This window comes from Mesorhizobium sp. M0500 (assembly GCF_040321165.1).
Taxonomy (GTDB): domain Bacteria; phylum Pseudomonadota; class Alphaproteobacteria; order Rhizobiales; family Rhizobiaceae; genus Mesorhizobium.
The window spans coordinates 1-12,446 of sequence record NZ_JAMYRB010000005.1; the positions used below are offsets into that span (position 1 = coordinate 1).

Below are 12,446 nucleotides of genomic sequence, written 5' to 3' on the forward strand. Positions count from 1 at the left end.
TCGACCTCAATGTCCTGGCGCGATAGCATGCAAAACTGTTCGCGATGTCCTCGCACATCTGTTCGCGATGTCCCCAGTCCAAACAAAGGGGAGAAGGGAAGGGCCGCGCCTGAAGGTTCCGCCTTGCGGCAGCACGCTGCATGGAAAGAAACGGCTTTTTTGAACGAGGTGGCGCTAGATGGATTTTGACCTTGTGGTGCGCGGCGGGACGCTGCCCGACGGCAGGATCGCGGATATCGGCATCGTCGGCGAAACGATCGCAGCGATAGAGCCCGAGCTGAACGTCAGCGCCGGCACGGCGATCGATGCCCATGGCAATCTGGTCTCGCCGCCCTTCGTCGATCCGCATTTCCATATGGACGCCACGCTTTCGCTCGGCATTCCGCGCATCAATGTCTCGGGCACGCTGCTCGAAGGCATCTCGCTTTGGGGCGAGTTGAAGCCGCTTCTGACCCACGAAGCGGTGCGCGACCGTGCGCTCGCCTATTGCGACTGGGCGGTGTCGATGGGCCTGCTCGCCATCCGCACCCATGTCGATGTTTGCGACGACCGCCTGCTGGCGGTCGAGGCGCTGCTCGACGTGAAGAAGACGGTTGGCCCCTATATCGACCTGCAGCTGGTCGCCTTCCCGCAAGACGGGTTTTACCGCTCGCCGACGGCGCGCGACAACACCATCCGGGCGCTCGACATAGGCGTCGATGTCGTCGGCGGCATTCCGCATTTCGAGCGCACAATGGCCGACGGCACGCGCTCCGTCACCGAGCTCTGCGAAATCGCGGCGAAGCGCGGCCTGATGGTCGACTTGCATTGCGACGAGACCGACGATCCGCTGTCGCGCCACATCGAGCAGCTTGCCTATGAGACGCAGCGGCTCGGGTTGCAGGGCAGAGTGGCCGGCTCGCACCTGACATCGATGCATTCGATGGATAATTACTACGTTTCGAAGCTATTGCCGCTGATTGCCGAGGCCGGCGTTTCGGCGATCCCCAATCCGCTGATCAACATCATGCTGCAGGGCCGCCACGACACCTTTCCCAAGCGCCGCGGACTGACGCGGGTCAAGGAGATGCTGGCGCAAGGCATCCGCGTCGGCTGGGGCCAGGATTGCGTGCTCGACCCCTGGTATTCGCTGGGCACCGCAGACATGCTCGACGTCGCCTTCATGGGCCTGCATGTCGCGCAGATGTCGAGCCCGGCCGAGATGGCGCGCTGCTTCGACATGGTCACCAACGTCAATGCCGCCATCATGGGCCTCGACCACCTTGGCCTGGCGGTCGGCAAGCGCGCCAGCCTGGTCGTTCTCGATGCCGGCAACCCAGTCGAGGCGCTGCGCCTGCGCCCAGAGCGTCTCTGCGTCATCGCCAGGGGCAAGGTGGTGGCCGAGCGCAGCCGGCAGGACACGCGGCTTTCGATCGCCGGAAGGCCGGGCACGGTGAACCGGCGCCACGCTTAAAGCGCGTCGCGTTTGAACGGACCCACGCGACGCGCTTTAAGGTCTTGTTTTTAAGCGTGTCGTTATCGCAAAACCGCTGCACACTTTTGCGCGACATGCATTAGTCCAGCCGATTTCCGGCGCTGGTCTTACCGAATTCTCGATTTTCGCCTCGTCATGGCCGCAGCTTGCGACTACGACGCGGGTCACCGTACCCCACGGCGAGGAACCGGTAACGGAATGGCGCGGCCCGCAGCCCAGTACTCAACGATCATGAACGTGCTGCTGGCCGGCATCCTGCTGATGCTCGCCGGCGACTTCCTGTTTGCGCTGAACGACGCGATGGGCAAGTGGCTGGTCGCCAGTTTTTCCGTCGGCCAGGTCGTGCTGATCCGCTCGATCGGCGCGTTTTTCATACTCGGGCCGATGATTGCACATCAGGGTGCGGCCAAGCTGTTTCGCATGGAGCGGCCGGAGCTGCAGCTGCTGCGCGTGGTGATGACGACGCTCGACACGGCGCTGTTCTACGCGGCGGTCGTCTATCTGCCGCTCGCCGATGTGATGAGTTTTTACATGGCCGGGCCGATCTATGTCGCGGCGCTGTCGCACTTCCTGCTCGGCGAAAGGGTCGGCTGGCGCCGCTGGGCGGCTATCCTGGTCGGTTTCTGCGGCGTGCTGATCATGCTGAAGCCGTCGTCGGCCGCGTTCTCGCTGTCGTCGATGTTCGCGCTCGCCGGCAGCATTTCATTTGCCTTCGCCATCATCCTCAATCGGCGGCTGCGCGGCACCAGCGACACCTCGCTGGTTACCTGGCAAACCATCGGCACGCTGCTGGTCGGCGCTGCGTTGACCATAGGCAGTTGGAAGACGCCGTCATCGCTCGATTTCGGCGCCATGCTGCTTCTCGGCGTCGTCTCCTGCGGCGCGCACCTGATGATCACCCGGGCGTTGAAGCTTGCCCCTGCCTCGACCTTGGCGCCGCTGCATTACAGCCTGCTGTTGTGGGCAGTGGTCTTCGGCCTGGCCTTCTTCGGCGATGTGCCTGGGCCGCGCATCCTGGTCGGCTCGGCCATCGTCGTGCTGGCCGGCCTGTTCATCTTCCACCGCCAGAAGGTGGTCGACACCGTGCCGCCGGAAAACGTGCCGAAGGGTGTGAATTAACCCCGGCGCACCGCTGCGAGATGCCGCGAAAATTCCGGCATCTCCATCAGTGCCTTGCAGCGCGCAAACCGGCCGTCGGCATAGGCGCGAAAGTCGTCGGCCGGATTTTTGTTGGCAAGCTGGATCAGTCCCCACAGCGTCCACAGCAGGTCGCACATCGCCTTGTAGATGACGACGCGGGCGCGCTCCGCCGGTCTCGGCTCGCCGCCGAAATAGGCCAGCGTCATCTCCTCGTCCTGCGCGGCGTCGAATTGCCCTTCGACGCTGAGGTCGCCGAGATCCCAGAGCGGATCGTTCATGCCGGAATATTCCCAGTCGACGATCCACATCCTGTCGCCCGTATCGAGAAAGTTTTCGCAGAGCGGGTCGCAGTGGCAGGCGACGATCGGCAGAGGTTGAGCCGCAAGTGCTGAGCGCACTGCCTCCGCCTCGCGGACCACATCGTGGTAGCCGGCAGGCAGGGCGACGTCCTTGGTTGACAGCACTTTCAGATAATCGTCGATCATCGCAAACAGCTCGAAGCGGAAGGGGAACACCGCGCCGGATGTGTGCAGTTTGCGAAAGGCCTTGCCGGCGCGTGCCGGGCTGCCCGGCCGAGTCTTGAACTTTTCCGGTGACATCGTCTCGGCACCGGCAACGAAGCGGGTCACCAACACGCCGGTCTCGGCATCGACATGCAGCACTTCGGGACTGACGCCGGCCTTCGCCGCTTCCCGCGCCGCCACTGCCTCGTTGGCGCGGTTGATGTATTCCTCGGTGCCCTTGCCGGGGATACGCAGGCAGAAATCCTTACCCCTAAAGACGAGGTTGGTGAGACCGCCGAGCCGTTCCAGAGGGCCGTCATAGCCGGCCAGCATCGGAATGGCCGCAAGTGCGGCGCGCGCCCGGTCGTCCGCCATGGATTTCGCTCCTTTCCCCGTGTTATTGGGACGACGACGGTTCCACAGTTTTCGCCGTTTGGCTATGATCGCGTTGCGGATCGATACCAGGCGACGGAAAGCGATGACGGACAGCAATCAGCAGAGCGCACTCGCCGCAGCCTATGCGGCGAAGCGGCCGGAAGACGTCGCGGCGCTCTACGACAGTTGGGCAGGCACCTATGACGCCGACATGTCGGCGGCTGGCTATCGCCATCCCACCATCTGCCTTGCCTTACTGGCCCGCCATCTGGCGCGCGGCGCCGCTCCTCTGCTCGATGCCGGCGCCGGCACCGGGCTCATCGGCGAATGGCTTGCCATTACCGGTTATCCGCAGGTCGAGGCGCTCGACATCTCGGAAGGCATGCTGGCGCAAGCCGCGCGCAAGGGCGTCTATTCAGCGCTGCACTGCCTGGCGCTTGGCGGACCGCTGCCCTTCGTGGACGACGCCTATGCCGGGATCATCTCAGCCGGCGTCTTCACGTCCGGCCATGTCGGGGCCGAGGGTCTGGACGAGCTGATCCGCATCTGCCGGCCGGGCGGGGTGATCGTGCTGACAGTGAAGAACACGCTGTGGGATGCCGGGTTTGCCGCGCGGATCGCCGAGCTCGAGGCGCAAGCCACCGTCACGCGCGCCGAAGAGACGCTGCCCTATGTTTCGATGCCAGGCGAGGCCGATACCGTGCCGAGCCGGGGGCTGGTGCTCATCGTGAACTGAGGCTGAAACCGGAAGGCTCTACGCCTTCACCTTTGCTCCTGCCGGATCGTAAAGCGGCTCGAGGTGTATCTTAGCCGGCGTCCGTTCCATTGCCACCACCAGCTCGTAGTTGCCGGAAGTGAGGAAATCATCGTTGACGCCATCGGCATTGCGCACATAGCCGTAGCCGATGTTCTTGCCGATGGTGTAGCCATAGCCGCCGCTGGTGAGATAACCGACCGCCTCGCCGTTGCGCAGGATGGTCTCGCGCCCGAGCAGGACGATGTCCGGATCGTCGACCGTGAAGCCGGCAAAACGTTTCCTGGGCGGCGAACCGTCGACCTTCTCCAAGGCCCGCCGGCCGAGGAAATCGGTGTTTTTTCTGAGCTTCACCGCCCAGCCGAGGCCGGCCTCCTGCGGCGTGTCGTTGGGCGTGATGTCGGAGCCCCAGGCGCGGTAGCCTTTTTCCAGCCGCAGTGATTCCAGCGCCCGGTAGCCGACCGGGCGGATGTCGTAGGTCTCGCCCGCCGCCATCAGCGCATCGAAAACCTCGCCCGTCGCCGCGATCGGCGCATGCAATTCCCAGCCGAGCTCACCGACATAGGTGACGCGCAGTGCCCGCACGATGTGGCCGGCAATGGCGATCTCGCGAACATGGCCGAACGGGAAAGCTGTATTCGACACATCCGCGTCGGTCACATCGGACAGCACGTCGCGGGCGCGCGGCCCCATCAGCGACAGCGTGCCAAAATCCTCCGTGACGTCGGTCAGCGTCACGTCGAACTCCCTGCCGATATGATCGGCAATCCAGGAGAAATCATGCGTGCGGAACCCGGTGCCGGTGACGATGTAGAATTTCTCCTCACCGAGCCGCGCCACGGTCAAATCGGCCGCGATGCCGCCGCGCGTGTTGAGGAGCTGCGTGTAGGTCAGCCGGCCGACCGGTTTGGCGACGTCATTGGCGCAGATCCAGTCCAGCGCCTTCAGCGCGTCGGCTCCGGTCATTTCGTATTTGGCGAAAGACGACTGGTCGAAAATACCGATCTTTTCGCGCACGTGGCGGTGCTCGTCGCCAACCGCCGGGAACCAGTTCTGCCGGCCCATCGAATAGACGTCCTTCGGCTCGATGCCTTCCGGCGCGAACCAGTTCGGCCGCTCCCAGCCAAGTTTCGAGCCGAACACGGCGCGATGTTTTTGCAGCCGCTCGTACAAAGGCGAGACGATGCGCGGCCGGCCGCTGACATATTCCTCATGCGGGAAGCCGATCGTGTAGTGCTTGCCATAGGCTTCCAGCGTGCGGTCGCGGACCCATTGCCGGTCGCGGTGGAGATCGGAGAAGCGGCGGATGTCGACCACCCACAGATCGAGCGGCGCCTCGCCGTCGACGACCCATTGCGCCAGCACCCAGCCGGCGCCGCCGCCGGACGCGATGCCGAAGGCATTGAAGCCGGCGCCGACGAACATATTGGCGCATTCCGGCGCCACACCGAGGATGAAATTGCCATCCGGCGTAAAGCTCTCCGGCCCGTTGATCATCTGCTTGACGCCGGCATTGGCGAGCGCCGGGACACGCTCGATCGCCTGGCTCATATGCTGCTCGAAATGACCGTAATCATCGTCGAACAGCCGAAACTCCCAATCGTCCGGCACATCGCCGCCCGGCAGACCGGTCGTCCACGCCTGCGGGTTCGGCTCGTAGCCGCCCATCACCAACCCGCCGACCTCCTCCTTGAAATAGGTGCGGCGATCGGGGTCGCGAATTGTCGGCGCGTCGGTCGCCAAGCCGACGATCCTCTCGGTGATGATGTACTGGTGCTTCACCGGCTGCAGCGGCACGTTTATGCCGGCGAGCGCACCCACCTGCCGCGCCCATTGCCCGGCGCAGTTCACCACCTTGTCGCAGGCGATATCGCCCCTGTTCGTCCTAACCTTGACGATCCGGCCGTTGGTCATTTCAAAGCCGGTGACCCGCACCTCCTCGAACAATTTTGCGCCATGCATGCGCGCACCCTTGGCCAGCGACTGGGTGATGTCGGAAGGGCTTGCCTGACCGTCGGTCGGCAGCCAGGACGCGCCGACGAGGTCGCCGGCTTCCAGCAGCGGCCACATTTCCTTGACCTCGGCCGGCGACAGCAGATGCATGTCCATGCCGAAGCTCTTAGCCGTCGTTGCCAGCCGCTTATACTCGGTCCAGCGGTCGGCATTGGTGGCGAGGCGCAGGCAGCCAGTCATCTTCCAGCCGGTGGCGAGGCCGGTTTCGGCTTCCAGCCCCTTGTAGAGATCGACCGAATATTTGAGCACGCGCGTGATCGACGCCGACGAGCGTAGCTGGCCGACCAGCCCGGCAGCATGCCAGGTCGAACCCGAGGTCAGTTTGCCCTGTTCGAGCAGCACGATTTCGGCCTTGTGGTCGCGCGCCAGATGATAGGCCGTCGAACAGCCGATGATGCCACCGCCGATGACGACGATCCCGGCCTGGGCGGGCAAGGTCATGTCCGCGTCCCGTATTTTGTCCTGTAGTTTTCCAGGGCGGCTTCGAGCCGCGCCAGGTTTTCGTCGGCGTAGGCGGCGTAGTCGACACCGGGCGCGTCGAGGTAAAGCTCGGAAACCATGCCCCACATCGCCTCACGCAGCAGCGACGCGCATTGCATGGCGGCGTGCGAGCGCCGTATCGCCGGGTCCGGCTCCTTCATGAAATAGGCGGTGAGGAAGGCGAAGGACTCCTCGTCGCTCATGCCTGCATTCGACGCCGCGCCGGCAAGGTCGAACATCGCGGTGTTGAAGCCTGCATATTCGAAATCGATGAGCCACAGCCTGTGACCGTCGTCGATTATGTTAGCCGGCAAGAGGTCATTATGGCCGAAGACGATCGGCAGCAGCTTTTGCGCGCGCTCGAGCTCGTCCGCCAGCGTCAGCAGGCGCGGCAGTTCGCCCAGCTTGCGGCTGCGGCCTTCCTCCAGCGTGCGCGCATAGTCGCGAATGACATGGAATACCCAGAACATGAAGCCGGCGCCGGAGACATGACCGGGCATCTCCCGGTGGAAACCGCGCAGCAACGCGGCAACGCGGCCGAGATCGGCGCGCACGTCCTGCGCGACATAGGCCTTGGCGCCGAGATACTCCGTCACCATGACGCCGGGTCCAGTGTAGTGGACGGCCGGAGCGAAGCCTGCCGCGTGCGCTGCCCGCGCCGTCATCATCTCGCGCTCGCGAAAGACATGGTGGAACGGATAGTCCTGGCCGAGCCGCACGACGTGCCGCCCGGCCGCGTCCTTGACCAGATAATTGGCATTGCTCAGCCCGCCCGGCAGCGGCGCGATGTCGATGCTGCCCGTCCAGCAAGGCAGCGCACGGATGCGGTCTTCGACAGTCACGATCTCGTCCAACATTGGGTCAATCTTCCACGCATGTCACGGCTGGCCAGCGATGACAATCGGACGGAGGAATGGAGGCAACGCGAAGATCTCGTCGGTGCAGATCTCGGGATCGGTATCCCGCACCGCACCGACGAGCCCCTTTGTGCCGGGTTCTTCGACGCCGGCATCCGCCCCCGCGGATCCTGAATTTCGGTACCCTTGCACCCGACGATCTCCCGGGCGTTCGGGCAAGCGATTTTTCGTGCGGCTCAGCCGTCGTCCTCCGTTCCGAGCCTGTCACAGCGATAATGTCGCGCCACGCTGGAGGCGTTGTCAACGCGAAATTGTGGTATTTTCTGGTTTTTTGCCCGAATTTTGCTAAATTCCTTGGAGTTAGTGGCATTTATGCCGTAGAAGCGGTCAGCGGTGCAACAATCCGACCGGATGGAACCGATGGTCCACTCGAAGCGGCATGGCGAAATCCTGCGCCTCCTCAGGGAGGAAGGCACCGTGACCATTGCGAGCCTGGCCGACCGGCTGGGCGTCTCGCTGGAGACAGTACGCCGCGACGTCAAGCCACTGACCAGCGACGGTTCCATCCTCAAGATGCACGGCGCCGTCGGCCTGCCGTCGATTGCCGGCGAAGCGCCGTTCGAGCGGCGCATGCGCGAGAACGCCGATGCCAAGCGGGCAATAGCGCGCATGGTCGCCGCCACCATCCGCGACGGCGAATCGATCATGCTCGACACCGGCACCACCACGTCTTTCCTGGCCCGGGAACTGCTCGGCCACCGGCGGCTGACGGTCGTCACCAACTCCTCCGACATCGCCCGCACATTGGCCACCGTCAACGGCAATAAGGTCTACATGGCCGGCGGCGAGCTGCGCAGCGATTCCGGTGCTGCCTTTGGCGTCTCTGCCATCGAATTCGTCAGCCGCTTTTCCGTCAGCCATGCAGTGATATCGACCGGTGCGGTCGATACCGTCACCGGCGTCATGGACTATGATCTGGAAGAGGCCGAATTCGCCCGCATGGTGCTGTCGCGCGGCCAGCGTTCGCTTGTCGTCACCGACCATAGCAAATTCGGCCGCCAGGGCCTTGTTCAGGTCTGCGGCTTCGGCGGCTTTTCCGAACTCGCGACCGACCGTCCGCCGCCGCACGACATCGCCGCCGCCCTTGCCCAGGCCGGCGCACGGCTCAGCATTGCCGATGGCGGAAGCGAGGGCTGAGCTCTATCGTGAGCTCTATCGGGAGATCTGCGCCAGCACCCACTTCCCAGCGCCGCCTCTGCCGTGTTTAGTCCGGCCATGGCTTTCACCATCCGCCAATTGCAGTTCTTCATCGCCGTCGCCGAGCAGGGCACAGTGTCGGGCGCCGCCCAGAACCTGTCGATCTCGCAATCCTCGGTCACCGAGGCGATCAAGGAGCTGGAGCACGATCTCGGCGTCGAGCTGTTCGAGCGCCACCCGCGCGGCTTGAACATCACCCACAAAGGCCACCAGTTCCTGCGCCATGCGAGAAAGATCCTGGCCGACGTTTCCGATGCGCGCCGCGCCTTCTTCGGCGAACAGGCCGCGGCAAGCGGGCGGCTGCAACTTGGCGTCACCTCGCTGGTCGCCGGCTATGTGCTTTCCGATCTTCTTGCCCGCTACCGCCGCGCCTATCCGGGTGTCGAGGTCTCGGCGATCGAGGACAATGGCGACTATCTCGAGCACCTGTTAATTGGCGGCAAGCTCGACATTGCCGTCATGGTCACCTCGAACCTGCGCGACCGCACGGCACTGCAGTCCGAAATCCTCGAAGTCTCGGCCTACCGGCTATGGCTGCCGCTCGGCCATCCCTTGGCCGGTGCCGACATCATCGGCATCGGCGACATCGCCTCGGAACCGCTGATCATGCTGACCGTCGACGAGATCGAGGAGAATACCGGAAAGCTGCTGACGGCAATCGGCGCCAAGCCGCATGTCGCCTTCCGCACCCGCTCGGTCGAAGCGGTGCGCAGCCTCGTCGCTACCGGCGCCGGCGTGGCGCTGCTGCCCGACCTCGTCTACCGGCCATGGTCGCTGGAAGGCGACCGCATCGAATCTCGCGATATTTCGGGGTCGTTACCAGTCGTCCAGGTCGGCATGGTCTGGCGGCGCGGCTCCGGCCTGCCGCAGGCGGCTCGTGACTTCATCGGACTTGCCCAGTCGCAGCGCATGGTGCGCCAACGGCCTGAGAAGATCGGCCGCTGATATATCGGAAAAACCGATATCGGCTTTCTGATAAATGAATTTGCGAAACCGGAAATTTCGCAGCACTTTTCGGTCAGGGAACAAAGCTGCCGTTAGAGCGACGTGCGTCCAATTGGACGCACATAGTACGCTCTAAGACTTTTAGTTTTCGCATCGGACTTTCCGAAAATCGATTCCGATTTTCGGGCCGATGCGAGGAGCACGGCCCTTCAGAGCCGCGCATCCAACGTTTTGGAACGGGCGCATGATCTTCTTCCGAAACCCGAAACCGGTTTCGAGGTCATGCAAAAATGGGAGATCGACGATGAATTCATTGCTGAAATCATGCACTGCCTTGACGGTCGCGCTGAGCTTCTCCGGCCAGGCCATCGCCCAGGTCAAGGAGCTCGGCAAAGGCGAAGGCGAGGTCACTATCGTCGCCTGGCCGGGCTATATCGAGCGCGGCGAAACCGACAAGGGCTATGATTGGGTCACGTCCTTCGAGAAGGAAACCGGCTGCAAGGTCAACGTCAAGACCGCCAACACCTCCGACGAGATGGTCTCGCTGATGAACGAGGGCGGTTTCGACCTGGTCACCGCCTCGGGCGATGCCTCGCTGCGTCTGGTCGCCGGCAAGCGCGTCCAGCCGATCAACACCGACCTCATCCCGAGCTGGAAGACGGTCGACGACCGGCTGAAGGATGCGCCCTGGTTCACCGTCGGCGGAGTCCATTACGGCGTCCCCTATCAGTGGGGGCCGAACGTGCTGATGTACAACACCGAAGTGTTCAAGGAGGCGCCGAAGAGCTGGAACGTGGTCTTCGAGGAATTGAAGCTTCCCGACGGCAAGTCGAACAAGGGCCGCGTCCAGGCCTATGACGGGCCGATCCACATCGCCGACGCCGCCAATTACCTGATGGCTCACAAGCCGGAGCTCGGCATCAAGGATCCGTACGAACTGACCGAGGATCAGTACAAGGCGGCGCTCGACCTGTTGCGGGTCCAGCGTACGCTGGTCGGACGCTATTGGCACGACGCCGCCATCCAGGTCGACGATTTCCAGAACGAAGGCGTCGTCGCCTCCGGTTCTTGGCCCTACCAGGTCAACACGCTGATCGCGGCCAAGAAGCCGGTCGCCTCGACTATCCCCGAGGAGGGCGTCACCGGCTGGGCCGATACCACGATGATGGAGGCCGATGCTGCCCACCCGAACTGCGCCTACATGTGGATGGAGCATTCGCTGTCGCCAAAAGTGCAGGGCGACGTCTCCGCCTGGTTCGGCTCGCTGCCGGTGGTGCCCGCCGCCTGCAAGGGCAACGAACTGCTCGGCGAAGAAGGCTGCAAGACCAACGGGTACGACAATTTCGACAAGATCAAGTTCTGGAAGACGCCGGTCTCGAAATGCGCCACCCAGAACGACCAGTGCGTGCCCTATTACCGCTGGGTGTCGGACTATATCGGCGTCATCGGCGGGCGGTGAGTTCGCCTCACCTACGAAGCTCGGCGCTGCCCCTCACCCTTACCCTCTCCCCGTGAAGAACGGGGGTCGCCAGCGTTGGAGCGCCTCCCTTCTCCCCGTCCACTATACGAGGAGAAGGTGCCGGCAGGCGGATGAGAGGCAGCGCTACCGCCTGAAATTTGATGAGCCTGACAGATCAGGACAGCCCCATGACCTCCGCCGTTTCCTTCCAAAACGTCTCTCGCCATTTCGGCAGCGTGCGTGCCGTCGACGCGGTCGATCTCGACATCGTGCCGGGCGAGTTCTTCGCTATGCTCGGGCCTTCCGGCTCGGGCAAGACGACGTGCCTGCGCCTCATCGCCGGTTTCGAGCAGCCGACGGCGGGCTCGATCGCGATCTTCGGCGAACGCGCCGAGGGCGTGCCGCCCTATCGCCGCAACGTCAACACCGTGTTCCAGGATTATGCGCTGTTCCCGCATCTCAACGTGCTCGACAACGTCGCCTATGGGCTGATGGTCAAGGGCGTCGGCAGACCGGAGCGGCAAAAGGCGGCGGAAGAAGCGCTGGCGCTGGTGCGGCTTCCCGGCTACGGCGCCCGTCGCCCTGGCCAGCTTTCCGGCGGCCAGCGCCAGCGCGTCGCGCTCGCCCGTGCGCTGGTCAACCAGCCCAAGGTGCTGTTGCTCGACGAGCCGCTCGGCGCCCTCGACCTCAAGCTTCGCGAAAACATGCAGGAGGAGTTGAAATCGCTGCAGAAGGCGCTCGGCATCACCTTCGTGTTCGTCACCCACGACCAGGGCGAAGCGCTGTCGATGGCCGACCGCGTCGCCGTCTTCAATGACGGCAAGATTATGCAGATCGGCACGCCGGAAGACATCTACCAGCGTCCCAAGACCCGCTTCGTCGCCGATTTCGTCGGCTCGTCCAACGTGCTGCCGCCGGATTTCGTCCAGCGCTATGCCGGCCAGCATCGCTGGGGCAGCCTGCGGCCCGAATCCATCCGTATTGGCCGGGCCAACGGCGAAGGGGTTGCCGCCCGCCTGGTCTCGACCAACTATCTCGGCGCCACGACAAGACTGGCGCTCGATGCAGAGGGCTTGCGGCTGCATGCCATCGTGCCGGCGGGTGCTGCCTTGCCCCGGGAAGGCGAGGCGGTGGTGCTCACCTTCAACCGCGAGCATTTGCATCTGATGGACGAGCTAGGATGAGCCTG

The 12,446-nt window shown here is 63.8% G+C and carries 10 protein-coding genes; 7 read left to right on the forward strand and 3 right to left on the reverse strand.

Annotation, left to right across the window (positions count from 1 at the left end):
* Positions 1-178 precede the first annotated feature (178 nt).
* Complete coding sequence (locus tag NKI70_RS11490; protein WP_352469954.1) at positions 179-1,453, forward strand: amidohydrolase family protein; 1,275 nt, start codon at positions 179-181, stop codon at positions 1,451-1,453.
* Positions 1,454-1,672: 219 nt separating this feature from the next.
* Entirely contained in the window at positions 1,673-2,593 is a 921-nt protein-coding gene (locus NKI70_RS11495) for a DMT family transporter (RefSeq protein WP_023676358.1), read from the forward strand.
* Here the strand turns inward: NKI70_RS11495 and NKI70_RS11500 are convergent.
* A complete protein-coding gene (locus NKI70_RS11500; RefSeq protein WP_352697091.1) occupies positions 2,590-3,492 on the reverse strand; it encodes a phosphotransferase in 903 nt (300 codons plus the stop codon). The two genes, NKI70_RS11495 and NKI70_RS11500, sit on opposite strands and share 4 nt — an antisense overlap.
* A 103-nt stretch (positions 3,493-3,595) precedes the next feature.
* On the opposite strand from NKI70_RS11500, the gene NKI70_RS11505 reads away from it, so the two are divergent.
* Complete coding sequence (locus NKI70_RS11505; RefSeq protein ID WP_352697093.1) at positions 3,596-4,228, forward strand: class I SAM-dependent DNA methyltransferase; 633 nt, start codon at positions 3,596-3,598, stop codon at positions 4,226-4,228.
* Positions 4,229-4,246: 18 nt separating this feature from the next.
* Here the strand turns inward: NKI70_RS11505 and NKI70_RS11510 are convergent, their stop codons facing one another.
* Both NKI70_RS11510 and NKI70_RS11515 read right to left on the reverse strand, forming a co-directional pair.
* Positions 4,247-6,700, reverse strand: coding sequence for a GcvT family protein (locus NKI70_RS11510; protein WP_352623198.1), 2,454 nt, complete (start codon positions 6,698-6,700; stop codon positions 4,247-4,249).
* Complete coding sequence (locus NKI70_RS11515; RefSeq protein ID WP_023676353.1) at positions 6,697-7,581, reverse strand: phosphotransferase family protein; 885 nt, start codon at positions 7,579-7,581, stop codon at positions 6,697-6,699. Before NKI70_RS11515 ends, NKI70_RS11510 begins: the two co-directional genes overlap by 4 nt.
* 435 nt (positions 7,582-8,016) lie before the next feature.
* Here NKI70_RS11515 and NKI70_RS11520 point away from each other — a divergent pair, with 435 nt between their 5' ends.
* The 4 genes from NKI70_RS11520 to NKI70_RS11535 all read left to right on the forward strand — a co-directional run bounded on the left by NKI70_RS11520 (position 8,017) and on the right by NKI70_RS11535 (position 12,441).
* Entirely contained in the window at positions 8,017-8,793 is a 777-nt protein-coding gene (locus tag NKI70_RS11520) for a DeoR/GlpR family DNA-binding transcription regulator (RefSeq protein WP_352724608.1), read from the forward strand.
* Between the two features lie 78 nt (positions 8,794-8,871).
* The gene (locus NKI70_RS11525; protein WP_023676350.1) at positions 8,872-9,798 is read left to right on the forward strand and encodes a LysR family transcriptional regulator; all 927 of its coding nucleotides are present in this window, start codon (positions 8,872-8,874) and stop codon (positions 9,796-9,798) included.
* Between the two features lie 304 nt (positions 9,799-10,102).
* Complete coding sequence (locus tag NKI70_RS11530; protein WP_023676348.1) at positions 10,103-11,257, forward strand: ABC transporter substrate-binding protein; 1,155 nt, start codon at positions 10,103-10,105, stop codon at positions 11,255-11,257.
* Positions 11,258-11,445: 188 nt separating this feature from the next.
* Positions 11,446-12,441, forward strand: a complete 996-nt coding sequence (locus NKI70_RS11535; protein ID WP_352568330.1) for an ABC transporter ATP-binding protein — start codon at positions 11,446-11,448, stop codon at positions 12,439-12,441.
* Positions 12,442-12,446: the final 5 nt, after the last annotated feature.